The sequence below is a fragment of the Puia dinghuensis genome (assembly GCF_014642875.1).
In the GTDB taxonomy this organism is placed as follows: domain Bacteria; phylum Bacteroidota; class Bacteroidia; order Chitinophagales; family Chitinophagaceae; genus Puia; species Puia dinghuensis.
Genome location: NZ_BMJC01000002.1, coordinates 190,816 through 208,112, shown reverse-complemented (window position 1 = coordinate 208,112; position 17,297 = coordinate 190,816). Strand labels below are relative to the sequence as shown.

General features: G+C 50.9%; 15 protein-coding genes and 1 tRNA gene. 5 read left to right on the top strand and 11 right to left on the bottom strand.

The genetic code is table 11. From position 1 onward, the window contains the following. Positions 1–49 precede the first annotated feature (49 nt). Together IEY39_RS09110 and IEY39_RS09105 are read right to left on the bottom strand one after the other, a co-directional pair. Complete coding sequence (locus tag IEY39_RS09110; protein ID WP_188930747.1) at positions 50–193, bottom strand: hypothetical protein; 144 nt, start codon at positions 191–193, stop codon at positions 50–52. A gap of 173 nt (positions 194–366) precedes the next feature. Further along, a complete protein-coding gene (locus tag IEY39_RS09105; protein WP_188930744.1) occupies positions 367–1,245 on the bottom strand; it encodes a nucleoside phosphorylase in 879 nt (292 codons plus the stop codon). Between the two features lie 148 nt (positions 1,246–1,393). Between IEY39_RS09105 and IEY39_RS09100 the strand changes: the two genes are divergently transcribed. Then, positions 1,394–1,464 (top strand) — tRNA-Cys (locus IEY39_RS09100). A gap of 480 nt (positions 1,465–1,944) precedes the next feature. Here IEY39_RS09100 and IEY39_RS09095 read toward each other — a convergent pair. After that, positions 1,945–2,448: a PIN domain-containing protein gene (locus IEY39_RS09095; RefSeq protein WP_188930742.1), complete on the bottom strand. Its 504-nt coding sequence runs from the start codon at positions 2,446–2,448 to the stop codon at positions 1,945–1,947. Continuing rightward, complete coding sequence (locus tag IEY39_RS09090) at positions 2,445–3,506, bottom strand: helix-turn-helix domain-containing protein (RefSeq protein ID WP_262892852.1); 1,062 nt, start codon at positions 3,504–3,506, stop codon at positions 2,445–2,447. Before IEY39_RS09090 ends, IEY39_RS09095 begins: the two co-directional genes overlap by 4 nt. A 112-nt stretch (positions 3,507–3,618) precedes the next feature. On the opposite strand from IEY39_RS09090, the gene IEY39_RS09085 reads away from it, so the two are divergent. Further along, entirely contained in the window at positions 3,619–3,843 is a 225-nt protein-coding gene (locus IEY39_RS09085; protein ID WP_188930738.1) for a DUF2188 domain-containing protein, read from the top strand. A 374-nt stretch (positions 3,844–4,217) separates the two neighbouring features. Here the strand turns inward: IEY39_RS09085 and IEY39_RS09080 are convergent, their stop codons facing one another. Then, a complete protein-coding gene (locus IEY39_RS09080) occupies positions 4,218–4,532 on the bottom strand; it encodes a nucleotidyltransferase domain-containing protein (RefSeq protein WP_188930736.1) in 315 nt (104 codons plus the stop codon). Between the two features lie 304 nt (positions 4,533–4,836). Here IEY39_RS09080 and IEY39_RS09075 point away from each other — a divergent pair, with 304 nt between their 5' ends. Beyond that, positions 4,837–7,227 (top strand): ABC transporter permease, encoded by a 2,391-nt coding sequence (locus IEY39_RS09075; RefSeq protein ID WP_188930735.1) that lies wholly within the window; start codon positions 4,837–4,839, stop codon positions 7,225–7,227. Positions 7,228–7,254: 27 nt separating this feature from the next. Here IEY39_RS09075 and IEY39_RS09070 read toward each other — a convergent pair whose 3' ends face one another. From IEY39_RS09070 to IEY39_RS09060, 3 genes are all read right to left on the bottom strand, one after another. Next, on the bottom strand, positions 7,255–7,506 hold the full coding sequence (locus IEY39_RS09070; protein WP_188930734.1) for a phosphoribosylpyrophosphate synthetase: 252 nt from the start codon (positions 7,504–7,506) through the stop codon (positions 7,255–7,257). Positions 7,507–7,540: 34 nt separating this feature from the next. Beyond that, the gene (locus IEY39_RS09065) at positions 7,541–8,296 is read right to left on the bottom strand and encodes an SDR family oxidoreductase (protein WP_188930733.1); all 756 of its coding nucleotides are present in this window, start codon (positions 8,294–8,296) and stop codon (positions 7,541–7,543) included. 146 nt (positions 8,297–8,442) lie between these two features. Further along, on the bottom strand, positions 8,443–11,079 hold the full coding sequence (locus tag IEY39_RS09060) for a sigma-54-dependent Fis family transcriptional regulator (protein WP_188930732.1): 2,637 nt from the start codon (positions 11,077–11,079) through the stop codon (positions 8,443–8,445). Between the two features lie 182 nt (positions 11,080–11,261). Here IEY39_RS09060 and IEY39_RS09055 point away from each other — a divergent pair, with 182 nt between their 5' ends. Next, entirely contained in the window at positions 11,262–11,519 is a 258-nt protein-coding gene (locus IEY39_RS09055; RefSeq protein WP_188930730.1) for an RNA recognition motif domain-containing protein, read from the top strand. A 16-nt stretch (positions 11,520–11,535) separates the two neighbouring features. Here IEY39_RS09055 and IEY39_RS09050 read toward each other — a convergent pair whose 3' ends face one another. The 3 genes from IEY39_RS09050 to IEY39_RS09040 all read right to left on the bottom strand — a co-directional run bounded on the left by IEY39_RS09050 (position 11,536) and on the right by IEY39_RS09040 (position 16,038). Next, on the bottom strand, positions 11,536–14,172 hold the full coding sequence (locus IEY39_RS09050; RefSeq protein WP_229688835.1) for an ABC transporter permease: 2,637 nt from the start codon (positions 14,170–14,172) through the stop codon (positions 11,536–11,538). Beyond that, the gene (locus IEY39_RS09045; RefSeq protein ID WP_188930728.1) at positions 14,172–14,504 is read right to left on the bottom strand and encodes a PadR family transcriptional regulator; all 333 of its coding nucleotides are present in this window, start codon (positions 14,502–14,504) and stop codon (positions 14,172–14,174) included. The genes IEY39_RS09050 and IEY39_RS09045 overlap by 1 nt, the downstream gene beginning before the upstream one ends. Before the next feature lie 178 nt (positions 14,505–14,682). Continuing rightward, positions 14,683–16,038 (bottom strand): alpha-L-fucosidase, encoded by a 1,356-nt coding sequence (locus IEY39_RS09040; RefSeq protein WP_188930726.1) that lies wholly within the window; start codon positions 16,036–16,038, stop codon positions 14,683–14,685. A 116-nt stretch (positions 16,039–16,154) separates the two neighbouring features. Here IEY39_RS09040 and IEY39_RS09035 point away from each other — a divergent pair, with 116 nt between their 5' ends. Then, the gene (locus IEY39_RS09035; protein WP_229688834.1) at positions 16,155–17,258 is read left to right on the top strand and encodes a DUF2911 domain-containing protein; all 1,104 of its coding nucleotides are present in this window, start codon (positions 16,155–16,157) and stop codon (positions 17,256–17,258) included. Positions 17,259–17,297: the final 39 nt, after the last annotated feature.

Here is a 17,297-nt window from a genome sequence, read left to right as displayed (position 1 = left end):
CAATCGGTGCAGCTGTTGGGAGATGATGAAAAAAGTGGTGGGTTTGTGTCTAGCGCTGGGGGGAGAGGTCGGCTTCGGAGAAGGGGTGGTCACGGGGGAGTTTCTTTTTGGGACGATAGGAGATGACTTCACCTTTGGCTTTGCGGCCGACGTGCTTAGCCTTTTTTTTGAACGTGTTGCCTGGCTTTTTCATAGCATGAAGCTACGAAGAAGGCGGGGTTTGGCCAAGGGGATAGGCCCGATCGAACCACTGCCGTTGAACGGAGGGTAACCGAGCGCAGCGAAGGTTAGGAACGAGGAGGAGCGTGGCGAAGCAGCTCCGACGAAGTTCGAGGATGCTTAATCGGGTGATGCAGCTGGCGCCCCCTATTGCAGCCCTTCTACGATGCTGAGGGTTTCGCGGATGAGCCGGCCCACGGCGGCGTCACCGTCCTTCGAGAATTCTTTTTGGATGCGGTTGGCTACGATGGCGCTGAGGCTTAGGCAGGAGTGACCGAGTAGTTTGCCGAGTCCGTAGATGCCGGCGGTTTCCATTTCGAAGTTGGTGATGCGGTGGGGGCCGTAGGAGAAGCTGGTGAGGCGGTCGATGAGTTCAGGTTGGCTTAGTCCCAGACGGAGGACCCGGCCTTGGGGGCCATAGAAGCCGGGGCAGGTGACGGTGATGCCTTGGTGAAAGCCGGTGGTGAAATGCCGAAGCAGGGTGGGGCTGGCGCCGCTGAGATAGGGTTGGGCGAGCCGTGGGTGCAGTTGGGTCTGGGTAGAAAAGGAGTGCAGGAGGTCGTTTTCTTCCTGGGTGCCGTCGTGGCGATAGAAATTGAGCAGGTTGTCGAGTCCGAGGCCGTGAGTGGAAGCGACGAAGCTTTCTACGGGTATATCTTTCTGTAGGGACCCCGATGTGCCCATCCGGATGATGGTGAGGTGGGTGGAGTCTTTTTTTATCGTTCGGGTAGAAAAGTCTATGTTTACGAGGGCATCGAGTTCGTTGAGGACAATGTCGATATTGTCGGTGCCGATGCCGGTGGAGACGACGGTGAGGCGTTTGCGGCCGATGTAGCCGGTGTGGGAGACGAATTCGCGGTGGTGGGCGCGGTGCTCGATAGAGTCGAAATGCCGGCTGACTTTGGCTACGCGGTCGGGGTCGCCGACGGTGAGGACGGTGGTGGCGAGTTCGTCTGGGCGGAGGTCGAGGTGGTAGACTGCGCCGCGGCTGTTGATAATGAGTTCGCTTTCAGGGATGGGTAGCATAAAAGGACGGGAATATTTTTTAGAATTCTGCGAAATTACCTTAATTTTGCAGCCACTCAAAAAATGTGGCCCCGGAAGGGGCCTATTTAATCGGGCGCCGGGTCCGCCGGTGGAGATGAGGGGGCGGATGGTTGAATCTAATATAGTTGGTCTCGTGGCCGAGTGGCTAGGCAGAGCTCTGCAAAAGCTTCTACAGCAGTTCGAATCTGCTCGAGACCTCAGCGAAAGAACACAGTTGTGTGCAAAAGCCGCCTTTGGGCGGCTTTTTTGTTTGCGGTAGAGGAGATGCGAGTTTCACTCGCGATCGACGAAGCCGCGAACAAAGCTCGGACGGACGCAGTCCGGCCCGGTTGCACACAACTGTGTTCTTTCAAGCCCCCCAGACGGCAGATCACCGGAGGCGCCTGAGCGTTAGCGATGCATTCGAGCGATAGCGAAGAATGCGAGCGAAGCGAAGGGGGCCGGCGAAGCCGGACCCGACGAATGTCGGCGCCGGCGGTAATCTGTTCGAGACCTCGCAAGAACGCGAAAACCGCCGAAAGGCGGTTTTTTTGTAAGCCAGACATGTTCATTAGCTCTAGGGTGTAAGCACCGAACGAGCGAGATAGGAAGAATCGTTAACCGAAGGCAAAGGGTGTCCACTGCGAGGTGGAATCTGAGGGAAACTTGAGGCAAATTCCCGACTTGATAGCGGCGTGATCAGGCAGTGAGCATCCCCCATTTTTGGAGGCGGATGGTGATCTCGTTCCTCGGGAGGCGGGGATTTATATGTTGGAGCTCGGTGAGTTTTGAGGCGGCAAATTGCGGGGTATAAAGCTCTCTTTCAACGAGGCAGTCGAAGAACCAGATGATACCTCTGACCTCTAGTCGTTTGGTTTGGCAAAATTTTCGCAGGACACCGTCTCCGGTCAGGACTGTTGCTTCCAGCCGGATGGAGAGCCAGGCGACAGCGCGGTCGGCTAGCTCGAGGGAGCGGGGCGCTTCGAAGGCGACTACTTCTTCCAGTTCCTTCTCACTTAAGCGGTATACCTTCAGGTGTTGTGGTCCCAGAAAGGCAGCCAACTCGCGGCTTTGGTCGTCGTTCAGCTGATCGATCACTTCTTGGGCTGTATAAATCTCCATTTCTATACTGAAGAGGAGGGCCAGCATGTTCAGTCTAATCAGATCGATAAAGATGTTGGCGTCCGTTACGGCTATTTTCATCGGAATGCATTATCTATGGTATCACGAAAATCTCCCAATTTTTGATTATACAATGCGGCGGCCTTGGCCGTTGAGATCACCTCTTCAGCGACGGCACGGATCAGAAGTTGTAGAAAGCGATCCGAGTGCTCCCTTCCCGAATAGACTTCGAATTCCCTCTCCCGGATGCGATCGCGGTTATAGCTGATCATGAAATATTTGTGATAGGTTGCGCTGATGATCTCGAGCGCCAATGCCCGGTAGGCAATGGCGGCAAGAGAAATGCCATATTGCCCCGCGATGATCGCCAGCTCCTTCAGGAGGAGGACGGATCGGAAGCCTCCAAGCGCAATTTTGATCTTTTTAGCGGGCAATAAGAGAGCGCAGGCAAAGGCGTCGCAAAATTTCTCGGCGTCCTTTTCGGTAAAAGGGGAGAGATCCATATACAGGTGGGCAAGCTCATGGAGCGCGCTGAAGCGACGCCGAACGATCGGAATGCCTTCACTGTTGTTCAGAACAATGACCGCGATACGGTCATTTAGGATCGTGGACATTCCCGAGAAGGAGTTATCTGCCTTTAGCAGGATAACCTTGATATGGTTCTCTTCCAGCATCTCGAGAATATTGGGCAGGGGGTCGTCACCGAGGCACCAGGTCATGCGAATTTCGGTTGCGGCTTTCTCAACATCTTCTCTGTTTTTGATCTTGAAGGACTTTGGCTTGAAGGGAAGCCGGCTTTCAAGGCCGAGGATGTCTTCCAACTCAAGATAGCGTTCGAGGTATTCGACGGTGCTGGCCTTTATCTTTTCCTGTTCGCGAACGGGTAGTTTTTTGAGCTTGCGAAAGCTCAGCTCCTTCAACTCGACAGTGTACTCCCGAAAGAAATACTCGGGAGGAACCTGCAAGACCTTTGCCAAGCTGGACAGCGTAGCGCTATCGGGCTTGGCTTCGCCGGTTTCCAGACGTTGCAGAGCTTGCTTGTTCAACTGGTTCTTCAGCATATCTGATAGATCTTGTAAAGAGTAACCCGTCATCTTTCGGGCGGTTTTTAGCCTCTCGGGAAAATGTTTTGCGATCATTAACCTTCCTTGTTTTTGTCTGGACGAATTTAAAAAATATTTCCGAAATGTCCAAAATTAATCCTACATTAGAAGTGTAAACCATATTGACTGACTCATTAATTCAAAAGTCATGAGCAAGAAGAATCAGCACGTTGTCCCGTATCAGGGTCAATGGGCGGTGAGAGGCGAAGGCAACGAGCGCCGGACCTACATCACCGACACGCAATCCGAGGCCATCGATCTGGCCAGGAGCATCGCCGAGAACCAACGAAGCGAGCTCTTTATTCACAACCGCCACGGCGAGATTCGCGAAAGGAACAGCTACGGCAATGATCCCTTCCCGCCGAAAGGGTGAACGGATTGAGTTTAATTGGTTAGTAAAGGCTATTCGTGAGGATGGCCTTTGCTGTTTTTAAGGGCTGTGCGGGAAGTAGTAGGCTGGTTTGCCAATGATTTACCAATGTTAGGATTGCCGCGGGAAACTAAGGGACATCCCCATTTGATTCCTATTGGAGGCCGACATGAATCCAGGGTACTTTAAAAAGATGCGATTTCCCGACGAGTCGATGAGAAAAGAAGTGTTGCTCCGGCCTCGCTACTTCCAATCATGCGGGCTATCGAAGTCAAAAGCCCCATCCTGCACAAAATGTTGGTGTAACATGGAGACCGTTCCACTATGCGTTTTCGGAATTAAGTCTTTTGTAAGCAGAAGCGAGGCATCCTTTGTGCTCATGCCTGCACCGTTCCACTTTTTAATGTCTGTTGTAAAGAGTAGTAGGAGGGATTATTTTGCCATTCACTTTCCTGAATGGTTAAGGCATTGATGAAACCTCCTATTTCGACGCTTAGTGGGAATAGACTTACATGTATATTCTTTTTTAGCTCTGAATTGACGGGACCAGGGGTTAAAATCAAAATATCCCAGTCGCTTTCCGACGTCGGATTTCCATAGGCTCTGCTACCGAAAAGCATTACCTTGGCATCAGGTAATACGCGGTGTACTTTAGATTTTATCGAAGCTAATATGGTAGAAGTAGATGACATGCGTAAAGCTTAAACATAAAGTATTTAGAACTAATATACAACAAGTTTTGGCGTCATTAAAGGCCGGAGTAGCATTTAACGTATTTGCTATCAATTATTTGCGTTTTATCCGATTGAAAATAGGCATGCTAGCTGCTTCAAGTCGAGCATAAAACAGACGAAAATTGTATGCTCGGAACCTCCATCAACTAGAATCGTTCAACGTATGTAGCAAAAGCGGACAGTAATCCGTCCCGCGTGGTGCGCAAACAGCTGGTTGCCAAGGGCGCAGAAAAAGGGCTCTGTTTTTGAGAACAGATTTGGCATGCTGTACAAAACATCCATCCGAAATCTCCTAAAGCACAAGACTACTTCGGCTATCCAAATCGCCGGTCTGATGGTAGGCTTTGCGGCTTTTATCCTGATATTCCTGGTGATCAGGTATGAAGAAAGCTTCGATACTTTTCATGCTAACAAGGATAGGATATACCGAACTGTTCGAATCGGAAGAAATGCACTTCCCGGAGAGCTCAGGACAGGTGTGCCTGTCCCGGTGGCGGCGGGTTTGCGGACTAATTTCCCGCAGCTGGCCAAGGTAGCGGCTATTTGGCCGGATTGGAATGTACAGGTGATCGTCGCGTCGTCCGGAAAGGCGGAGGCAAAAAAATTCAAGCAAGTATCCGGTTTTTTCTATGCCGAACCAGAATTCTTTCAGCTATTCAACTTTGGCCTGGCTGCCGGCGATATAAAAAATGCCATCAACGATCCCAATACGGTTCTGCTGACAAAAGAACTTGCCTCCAACTATTTCGGGGACTGGAAGACGGCGATGGGTAAGACGTTTAAGATGGATGGCGTTCCCGTAAAAGTCACCGGCATCCTGAATGATATTCCACCCAACACGGATTTCCCGATCAAAGCGGTAGTATCCTATTCGAGCCTGAAGAGTTTTATGGATTTTAACAACTGGGGTAATATCAGTGATGGCAATTATTGTTTTGTGCAATTGGCTGATGGCCAGGATACGGGCCGGCTGATGCCACAGCTGAATGCTTTTGTCGATAAATATATAAAGCCCGTCAATCCAAATTATACCCTGAACCTGCAGCCGCTGAGCGAGATCCATTATGATTCCCGGTTTCAAAATTACAATAACCGCACCTTTAGCAAGGATCTCATCTTTGCGTTGCGGTTGATCGGGATGTTCCTGCTTTTTATGGCCTGTATCAATTTTATTAACCTTACTACGGCACAGGCAGTTAATCGCGCCCGGGAAGTAGGCGTAAGGAAGGTGCTGGGAAGCAGCAGAAGACAGTTGATTATGCAGTTCCTGGGAGAAACAGGCATTACCACCCTGCTGGCACTGGCAGGTGCCATAGTGGTCGTTCGTTTTTGTATTCCACCTATGAATAGCCTGCTGGACATTCATCTGTCTGCTTCGGTCCTATATAGTTATAAGGTGTTGGGATATATGCTCGGTACGGTAGTGGCGGTTACTTTTTTGTCGGGGCTCTATCCCGCGCTTGTGCTGTCCGGATTCCGAAGCAGCGTCGTGCTGAAGGGGTCCGCCGGTGTCGATCGTCAAAAAGGACTTTCTTTCAGGAGGGGACTCGTCGTTTTTCAGTTTGTGATCGCCCAGGCGCTGGTGATCGCCACAATGGTCGTTGCCTCTCAAATGGATTACTTCCGTAATGCAGATATGGGTTTTCGAAAGGATGCCGTCATCAATGCTGAGTTCGTAAACGATAGCCTTGGGTATACCCAAATGGAAGCGTTAAAGGCTGATCTTCTAAAAATAACCGGGATTGAAAAAGTCAGTTTTGCCGGGGGTGCTCCGACCGACGGGGGAAACTATACGGATCTTTTCAGTTTGGAGAATCACACCCGGGATGCGAATATGATCGTCAAATTCATGCCTGTCGATCAGGAATACTTCAGCTTGTACGAACTTCCCCTTGTCGCGGGCCGGGTCTATTATCCTTCGGATACGATCCGGGAGTATGTGGTCAATCAAACTGTTGTCAGGAGGCTGGGCATACAGAAAGACGAAGCTGCTATCGGGAAGATGGTCCGCATCAATGGGCGCATTTGTCCCATCGTGGGAGTGGTGAAGGATTTTCATATCAATTCCCTTCGGGACCCTATCGGCCCGGTAGTAATGACAACCCAAAAACGATGGTATGGTATCGTCAATGTGAAGATAGATATTCGCCGGACCAAGAGCATCGCGGCAAAAATGAGCGCCCTCTGGAACAGCTATTTTCCCGATTTCACATTCGAATATAGCTTTCTGGATCAAACCGTTGCCGACTTTTACCGGCAAGAGAACCAACTCTCGACGCTTTATAAGATATTCTCCGCTATTGCCATCTTTATCTCCTGCCTTGGCCTGTATGGATTGGTTTCTTTTATGGCTGTGCAGCGGCGAAAGGAGATCGGTATTCGCAAGGTGCTGGGCGCATCTGTACAGTCGATTGTCGTGATCATGTCGGGCGAGTTCACGGTGCTGGTAGGGATTGCCTTTTTAATTGCCGCGCCGATAGCCTGGTATTTTATGCGGCAATGGCTGCAGCAATATACATACCGGATCACTCTGGGCGCCGACTTCTTCCTAGTGACCATCATAGCTTCGGCCTCCATTGCATGGCTGACCGTCGGCTATACCGCCATCCGCGCGGCGCTGGCCAACCCGGTAAATAGTCTACGGACCGAGTAGGGGGAACACAAGGTGCGGGTTTGACATTCAATGCCTATCCACCAAAACGCCCTTTACGCCCGTAGAGACGGAGATAGCGTACACGATGGCGTCATTATTGGGATGGGAGCCGTTGCCGATGCGATCGATCTCGTCTACATGAAATTCTTCGGGGTTGAGCCGCATGTCCAGATCGCCGCCATAAAGAGCGAAAGTGTCTGTTTCAAAATTGAGGTCGGCTTTATAGCCTTTTTCCTTGAGGTTGGACAGGACTTCGCCTAATGAATCATTATTTTCCATCTTGTTTTTGGTTTTGGTTGTTTACAATCAGAATTTAAGCGTGCTGAAGTTGACCCGCCAGCCAGGTTTCGAGGTTGATCGCTCCAAGCCTTGCCTGACCCGCCGGGACCAGGGATGTGGTGGTGATCTGGGCGCCATAATACTGGGCGTGGCTATTGGGCACGACCTTGCGCGGATCGTTGGTGCTTTGCAGATAGCGGGTGACCACCTCCGGCATGGTAAAGCGACCGGGTCCGGCTATCTCTTTTATACCATCGATGGGTGGTTCGAGCGCCGCCTCGGCTACGAACGTGGCTACATCTTCAGCAGCAATTGGTTGAAACTGGACATCGGAAATATGGACCACGTTGCCTTCTGCGGCCTGATCGGCGATACCTTTAATGAATTCCATAAACTGGGTGCTCCGGATGATGGTATAGGGCACACCGGATTGCATAATCAGATCTTCCTGCGCTTTTTTGGCCCGCATGTAGCCGCTGTCCTGCATGAGAAGGACACCCACGATGGAAAGGGCGACGTGGTGCTTTACGCCGGCATTGATCTCTGCCGCCAGCAGGTTGCGGCCGGCAGTCTGAAAGAATTCCATGACCGCTTTGTCTTCCCATGAGGGGGAGTTGGCAAGATCGATCACCACGCTTGTGTTGGTCAGGGCTTCCGCCAATCCTTCGCCCGTAATGGTGTTGATCCCTGTGTTGGGTGAAGCGGCAATCACCTGATGCCCACGCGCCCGCAATTTGGCAACTACCTTGGTACCGATGAGGCCGGAGCCTCCAATGACTACGATTTTCATAATTTGAGTTTTTGATTTTCCTTACGGAGTGCCAGCGGAATGCCAAATGTTCAAACTATTGAAAATCAATAATATGAAAGCGGAATGGAGGGCCAATTTTCACTGTATTTGGTGAAATGCCGACCGGTCTCCTTAAATAAAGTGAATCATTTGGTGAGAAAATAATCGGCCTTGCCGATGCCTAACTTTTTCATTTTGGAGTGCAGGGTGTTGCCCGGGATCTGTAATATTTCGGCAGCGCCGCCGGCGCCGGATATCTTGCCGGCACAACGTTGCAATGTTTCAATAATATAACTACGTTCGACCTCTTCCAGTGAGCGATTGGCCAGTTGGGCGGGATTTTGTTTTTCCGCTGTTGTCCCCCTTGGGATATAGACCTCCTGTAAGGTGTCGCCGGGTGTCAGCAAGACGCTGCGTTCTATCAGGTGTTCCATCTCCCGCACGTTGCCCGGCCAGGTGTAGCTACCCAATTGTTGCAGGACCTTCGGCGAAATATTTTTGATCTTTCTGCCGGTGATCCGGCTATACCTGGCGACAAAGAAATTTGCAAGCGGTTCGATATCTTCCGGCCGCTCGCGTAGTGAGGGAAGCTGGATGGGGAATACATTCAGGCGGTAGAAGAGGTCTTCCCTGAATCGGCCCGCCTTTACCGCATCTTCCAGGTTGCGGTTGGTTGCCGCAATCAACCGAACGTCGACCTTTATCGTTTGCTTACCGCCGAGCCGCTCTACTTCGCGTTCCTGTATCACCCGCAATAGTTTTGCCTGGGCTTCGAGCGGCAGCTCCCCGATCTCATCCAGGAACAGGGTGCTATGATCGGCGAGTTCGAATTTTCCGATGCGGCGATCGATGGCGCCGGTGAAGGCGCCCCGTTCGTGCCCAAATAGCTCGCTTTCGATGAGACTGGCGGGTAGTGCGGCGCAATTGACCTTTACCATCAGCTTATCCTTACGCGATGAGGTATTGTGGATAGCCCGGGCGATCAGTTCTTTGCCAGTGCCTGTTTCACCCAACACCAAGACGGTGGAATTGGTTCCCGCTACAACGGACACCAGGCGGTATACTTCCTGCATTGCCACGCCGTGGCCGATGATCTCGGAAAAATTATAGATGGTATGGATCTGTTCTTTCAGGTAGTCGTTCTCGATCTCCAACTGCTTTTTGTAAGCCAGCAGCTTTTCATTCGCCTGTATATTGGCGATGGCGATGGATATCTGGGAACAAATGCCCTTCATCATCAGCTTGCTCAGCCGGTTGGCCAATAGCCAGATAGTGCCGATATTTTTGTCGCCTGCTCTCAGGGGAAGGCTATACATGTTCTTTAATCCGGTGGTCTCCCAGAGCCGTGCATAGGCATTGCCATCCCTTATTTCTTCCGCTACATTGAAGACCAACCCCTCCTTGCTGGCGAGCACCCGAGATGTATAGGGCTCCTCGATAGTGATGCGGTTGACCGACATTTTATCAAAGGTCGCTTCTGCGTTCTTAAACAAGGTCCTGTCGAACATGAAGGGAGACAGGTGGAAGCCGTCTTCGTCGATGACGCGAATCATGGCCAGCTTCGTGTGCATGGTCTTGTCGATGACCCTGATGATCGCGTCCTGCAGTTCGGTCCGGGTCCTTACCTGGGTGATATCATGGCTGAAATCCAGCAGAAATGCCTGCTCTTCCTGCTTTTTGCTGACCTGTTCGTTGGCGATGATATTGGCCATGGCGATGGAAATCTGGCTACATATGCCCTGCAAGAGCTGAATATTGATCTCTTCGATAGCCAGCCACAAAATTCCCAGATTCGTTTCCGCGTTGCGGAGCCTGATGCCTGCGAGGGTTTTGTATTCCATCCGTTTCCAAAACTGCAGGTAACTGGACGTGATGCCACGTTGGATCTCCCTGTCTACATTGAACAGGAGCGGGATATTGCTCTCCAGCACCCTATTCTGCAGACCGTCGTTGATGGGGAAGTTGGTATTGACCAGGCGATCCTGCTCTTTTTTATCCGGCGGTATCGGTCCAGGGTCAAAGATATACGGACTCAAGGTAGCCCCGTCCTCATTGATCCTTCGGATGGCATATGCTTTAAGGTCCGTGAGCTTGCTTAAGGACGAATGAACGGCAGCGGCCAATTCCACTTTCGTTCGGACCTTTGCTATATCACTGCTGAAGTCGAGAAGGAAGGATTTTTCCTTTTCCTTGTTGAGTATCTCTTCATTCTTGAGAATATTGGAGACGGCGCCGGAGAGTTGGGGGGCAATGCCTTTTATAACGCTCCTGAATTCTTTGGTGAAGCTGCCGGGGCGGTCCGTATAGATATGGATAAAACCCATCGGTTTACCTTCTTTCATGAGCCTGGTCATCAAAATTTCCTGCACGCCTTCTTCATGGTTGACCCGGAGGAAGAGAGGGCTCAGCGGTTTGTCCATGATATCTTCCAGTATAAAGGAAATGGGGTCCGCCGTATGCAATACGGCCTGTATAAAGGGTTCGTTCAGCGAAAAACGGGCCTTTATCAATTGCTGATACAGGGTATGTGCGCGGATCGGAGAGTTTTCGTCGTCCAGCAGGAAGGGGGTATAGGTTTCGTCTTTGTAGTCGATGAGGGTAACGATGGTATGCGTAAAGTAAAACAGGCTTTTGATCCGCTTTGAGAATAGGGCCAGGAGGTCATTCTTATCCCGGACGCTGGTGATATCATTACCGAGGTCCAGCAGCATCTTCCTTTCCTGTTCAAGCACTGCTTTGGAGAGAACAGGCACTTCAATTTCCGGATGTTCGGCCCTTTTCATGAGGGAATTTTCGGTAAATTTCACAAAAGGCCAGCTATATTGTGCATCAAGTTGGTGCTAAGATTGCTAAACGCCTCAAATCCAGCATGAAATAGTTCTAAAATTGTATGCTGGGGGCCTCGCGAAAACGCAGTGATTGCGCAAAAAACCGCCGGAAGACGGTTTTTTATTACATTTGTTTCATGCGAATGACGATATCCGGGCTTCCGAAGCATTTCGACAAATTTGATCTCCAGCGTCTGTTTAATCCCTTTGGTTGGGTAGATTACACCAGGATACTTATCGATCCGATCACTGGCCTGAGCCGGGGAAAGGGGATCGTTGAGATGAAGCAGGAGGAAGATGCAAAAAAGGCCATGGCTGCGCTGCAGGGGCGGATGTTGGGGCCGAACCCGCTCAACATTAAAGAAACGAAGGATAAAGGGCCAAAGACCTGGTAAAAATCGAGACCTTTACCTATTCGTTTTTCAGCACCCTGGCCGGGTTAGTGCGAACAATTTTCAAGGTCTGCGTGCCGATCATGATAAAGGCGATCGCCGCTATGAAGAACAGACCAATGAATATATCCCTGAACTGGATCGGCTGGTGATAGGAAATCTTTGTCAACACCACCTTATCGAAGAACAGCCAGGTGAGGGGGAGGGCAATCAATGCCGAGATCAGCAGCAAAAACAAGAATCCTTTGCTCAATAAGTACACGAGCGTGCCGTTGCCGGCGCCCAAGACTCTGCGGATGCTTATTTCTTTTACCCGTTTTTCCATTGTATAGATGACCATGCCGAACAAGCCGAGGGAGGAAATGCAGATCGCGAGCAGGGCAAAAAGGCCGATGACTTTCACCATTACCGAATATGCTCTATAGGCCTGTTCGATCTGGTCATCATAAAATTTTGCATCGAGCGGATGAACCTTATCCAGCTGTTTCCAGATGGTTTCGATGCCGGTGATCGTGGCGGGTATGTTGGCGGGGTCGACCTTTACGTTGACGTAGCGGCCAGGTTGGGCCGAATAGCGGAAAGCCGTCGGATCGATCTTGCTCTCTACGGTGCCGTAATGAAAATCCTTTAACACGCCCACGATGGTCAACCGTTTATTGTCAATGGTTACTACTTCCCCAATGGCTTTCTCCGGGTTGTTATGGCCGATATCGAAACGTTTGAGCACTTGCTGGTTCACGATGGTCTCCGTTTCCGGCGCATCCTTTGGTTTGGGGGTAAAATTACGACCGGCCAAAAAAGTATACTTATGCAGCGGCAGATAGTGCTCATCGATATAATTGAGGTCAACCCCTGCCGAATCCAATGGGTTCCTGTATTTTATGTCGGTCCCCCAAAGGGAACCAAGACTGCTGACGATCAATGATCTTGAAATTCCCCGGACAGAGGGGATGGCAGACAATTCTTTTACAAATACGTCGTCCTTATTTCCCTGCATATCGATGTTGAGGATGTTCGTCGTAGTAAAGCCTAAGTCTAGCCGGATAAAACCCTCGTATTGCGTGTAACCGATGACGGCCGCGGTGATAAAGATGAGCGAAAATGTGTACTGGATCACGACGAATGCTTTCCTCAGGCTGAGGTGCCGGAACACTTTCAGCGAAGAAGCGTCCTTCAACACCTGCACCGCATTTATTTTAGAATAGAAGAGGGCGGGCAGGAGTCCGGCGACCACCCCGACCACAACGGCAAGCAAAATAAAAGCGATGCCGAGCCGCGGCGAGAGCTCAAGGGAAAGGGTACGTTGCAGATCGGGGAAAAATGAAAGGAACTGCCCGCGCAGCAGCAGGAAAATAAAAAATGCAAAGCACAGCGAGATCAGTGAGATGATAACCGACTCGGCAATAAACTGGCCGATGACCTGGATACGCTTTGCGCCGATGACTTTTCGGATACCCACTTCACGGGAGCGCCTGAGCGAACGAGCGATCGACAGATTGGTATAGTTAAAGCAGGCCGAGAGAATAATGATAAGGGCGAGTCCGGCAAGGGTGAGTACCGCTACGCGGAACATGACGAAGCCCAGTTCGTTTCCCAGCGGCGTGCCGACGGGGATGGCTTTCAGTGGCTGTGGTGAAAGGAGTATCTTATTGTGGCTGCCACTTGCGGCGTTTTCGCGTTGGTTCAGACTGTTTAGCGCCGTTGTAAGGGTGGCCTGATCGGTTTTCTTCGAAAGCAACACGTAAACATAGTTGGAGAAAATATTTGTCCAGTCCAAATAGTTGCCATCATTGGAGGAGGCAGGCGCGGTCACATCGATCGATGACAAGGACACCAGCATTTCGAACTGGATATGTGAAAGCTTCGGGATATCCGCCAAAATACCGGTAACGGTATAATTCACCGTATCGACTTTTATCACTTTCCCCATCGGGTCGGCAAGGCCAAATAATTTCGTTGCGGTGGTCTGGGTGAGGACAAGCGAGCGAGGTTGTTTCAACGCTGTGGCTGCCACTCCTTTCACCAACGGAAAACTAAAGACATCAAAAAAACCTTCGTTGGCGTATAGGCCGGAGACCGGCACGGTGCTTTCGCCAATTTTGGCGTCGCCGCTGAACCCCCTGCGCAAAATGACGATGGATTCGATACCGGGGATCTCCCGTGGGAGCAGCATACCGGCCTTCCAGGAAGTGGATGCCAGTTTCACCGGGGGAGAACCGGCGGGCACTAATGTGGAGACGACCCGATAGATCCGATCTCTGTTGTTCAGCGTATGGTCGAAGGAAAACAGGTCCGACACGAATGCGATGACAAGGAGGCCGACCGACATGCTGACGGCCATACCTATGATATTGATGCCTGAGAACAGTTTATTGCGCATAATTACGCGCCCCGAGGTCTTGAAATAACTCGCAAACATGATCTTTCTGTTCAACGGGTTGACAAGGGAAGGTCTTCGGACCGTATAGGGTCTGAAAAACTTCAATACGTCAATAACATAGATGAGCCGGGCGAGAAAGGCGCCCCGGGCCTGCAGGTTGCGTTCGAAAAATTCGTTCAGGTCGCCCTGAAGATCTTCCAACAATTCGGGCCGGCAATATAAAGTGAGAAACCGGGTTGCCCATTTTGGCGGTTGGGCCGTTTTCTTCTTTTTCATCAGATTTGTTTTAAGGTGAGGTTAGGGATCTTTTGCCATAATTGGTCCCGGATCTCTTTTGCGCGCACCAGCGAGGCTTTTCCTGCGCCGGTGGGGACATAAAAGCGTTTGCGTTTGCCGCCGCGCGTGGCAGTAGCCTCACCGAGCTCGCTTTTTGCAAGGCCTTTTTCTTCGAGGCGATTCAATACCGCGTGCACCACGCCCAATTTAACTGTGCGCTCGGCATGTTTGGAGAGTTCATCGCAAATCGCCACGCTATACGCATTATTCACCAGGGAAGCAATGGTGAGCAAGACCAGCTCTTCGAATTCGCCGAGGTGGGTTCCTTTCATAAAAAACGATTAATTCATTAAATGTATGTAAAATAAATCTTTCTTTCAAATTTTTTATTTGGGAAGGTTGATGGTTGGAAGAGGTCCGACTAGGACCATCGGATCTGTTTTCTGTCTTAGAGGGTAGAAACAAAGTCTTTTAATAGTATATAGGATTTTTTAGCAACGGCCCGGATGTCTATCCGGGCTTTTTCGTTGATACCTCCAATACTACTACCTGGTCGGGATCTTCGGGGGTTGGCGACTGGGCGGGAATTTCCGCTACGCCGTCCCGCAGCGATATATTGACAGGCGTTTTGTCTTTCAGGCGCCAGGCTTTGACGATAGTCGTATAAGGGAACTGCTCCAGGCGGATAGGGCCCGCATCCTGCTGCAGGACATGGACATAGAGTTTGTCGCCGTCCCGGGTGAGACAGCCCCATTTCTGAGGCCGGAGATAGCCCCCTTTGGTATTATAGATGGACGCGCCGTAGGTTTGGAGCCAGTTGCCCATCCAGTGAAGGCGTTGGACAAATTCAGGTTGGATCTCGCCGTTTGGCATGGGGCCGATATTGAGCAGGAGGTTGCCGCCATTGCCGGCCGATTTGACCAGCAGCGCGACGATCTGCGCCGGCGTCTTGTACGTGGTGTCGGTGATGTTGAATCCCCAGGAGTTGTTAATGGTTGCACAGGTTTCCAGCGGCAGGGCGGAGATCTTCTGGAAGCTGAGTCCGCTTGTGTTCTCACCGGGAACATCCTGTTCGAACATCTGGAAGTCTTCGCCGGGCAGAGGTGTCATGTGGTGGTTGTTGCCGATGAGGCATTGGGGTTGAAGCCGGTGGATGAGGTCGTACAATTCACGGATATGCCAGTCTGCGTTGACGTCATTGTCTTTCCGGTCTTTACTTTCTTCCGCCATCTGGTCCCAGTAGCCGTCGAACCAGATGCCGGCGATGGAGCCGTAATTGGAGAGGAGTTCGGTGAGCTGGTTTTTCATGAATTGGATATAGTCGTTCCAGTTGCCGCGGACGGTGCGGCCGGTGCCTTTACCCGTTCGGCCGGTCCACCACGAATAGTCGTCGCGGCGCCAATCGAGCAACGAATAGTAAAGAAAGAGCCGGATGCCCTGTTTATGGCATTCGTCGGCCATCTGGCGGACGATGTCCTTTTTGTAGGGCGTATGCATGATATTGAAATCGGAAAACCTGGTGTCCCACATGCTGAAGCCGTCATGGTGGCGGGTGATGAGGGTGATGTATCGCATTCCGGCGGCTTTTGCAAGGGATACCCAGGTATGGGCGTCGAAGTCGATGGGGTTGAAGAATTTTTCCAGGCGGGTATAGTTCTTTACCGTGATATTCCGATTGTTCATTACCCATTCCCCTTCACCGGGAAAGCTGAACGGACCCCAATGTATGAACAAACCGAATTTGGCGTTGGTAAACCATTGCCGGGCTTCCTCGTTTTGAGGCGAAGGAGTATAGCCTGACGTTTGAGCAAAGGGCGTGAGGACCGACAGGTAGAGCAATACGGCAAGGAAAAGATATTTCTTCATGGTTAAAACTACCATTTTTTTAGAAACTATTTTCCTTGCGTTCGGCGAAGATTTCATGGGATTGGTCGAAATTTTTTGCGGGTTTTTGGACAACGGGAGATTTTACGTTTAAAACGATGAGAAACATTATCCTGCTGATCGTATCAGGCATGTCCCTGGCTGTACAGGGGCAGGTAAAAACGCCCAGGTCGAGTAAAATGGCTACTGTCTCGGAGGAAGTTGGAATTACCGATGTCACTATCAGCTATAGCCGGCCGGCTGTCAACGGGCGGGAAGGGAAGATCTGGGGCGACCTGGTGCCCTACGGCTTTGTCGATTATCACTATGGGACCAGCAAGGCGGCACCCTGGCGGGCCGGGGCCAATGAGAATACGACCATCGAATTTTCCACGGATGTCACCGTCGAAGGGAAACCGTTGGCGGCGGGGAAATATGGTTTCTTTATCGCCATGGGACCCGAAAAAGCAACACTCGTATTCTCAAAGGATAACAATGCCTGGGGCTCTTTTTATTATAACGCGGCCAGCGATGTGTTGCGCGTAGAAGTACCCGTGACAAAGGTGACGGAAAGTGTCGAGCGCCTGAAATACGAGTTTGCCGCCGAAACCGACAGCAGCGCCGTGGCCTTGCTTGAATGGGAGAAGATAAAAATTCCCTTTACTATCGCCGTGGACCTTAAAAAAACACAGGTGGATGCCTACCGATATGCTTTTAACAGCGGCCAATTCTACGAGTTCTGGCAAAATATGCAACAGGCCGCGGATTTTTGCCTGATGAACGATGTGAACCTCGAAGAAGGGCTTACCTGGGCAGACCGGAGCATCAATACCTATTTTGGAGAGGCCAATTTTCGCACGCTAAGCACCTATGCGGGTCTACTGGAAAAGGCGGGCCGCAAGCATGAATCGGACTCTGTAATGAAAATTGCCTGGCCCAAAGGGAACACCCAGGATATCTATTACTATGGCTATAAGCTCCAGCGGATGAAAAAATACAAGGAGGCTTTTGAGGCCTTTAAGATCAACTATGATAAATCTCCCAAAGACTGGCTGACCAATTTTGGACTGGCAAAGGGGTATGCGGCACTGGGCGATAAGACAGCCGCCCTAAAATATGCGGACAACAGCCTGCAGTTGGTGCATGACCAGGGTACTGCAGCGTTTATCGGGCGGTTGAAGCAGGCCATCACCGATGGGAAGGATGTGTCGGGGTTCTACTAGCAAATTTTCCGCTTTATTTATAAGTGTTTTTTTGTATAT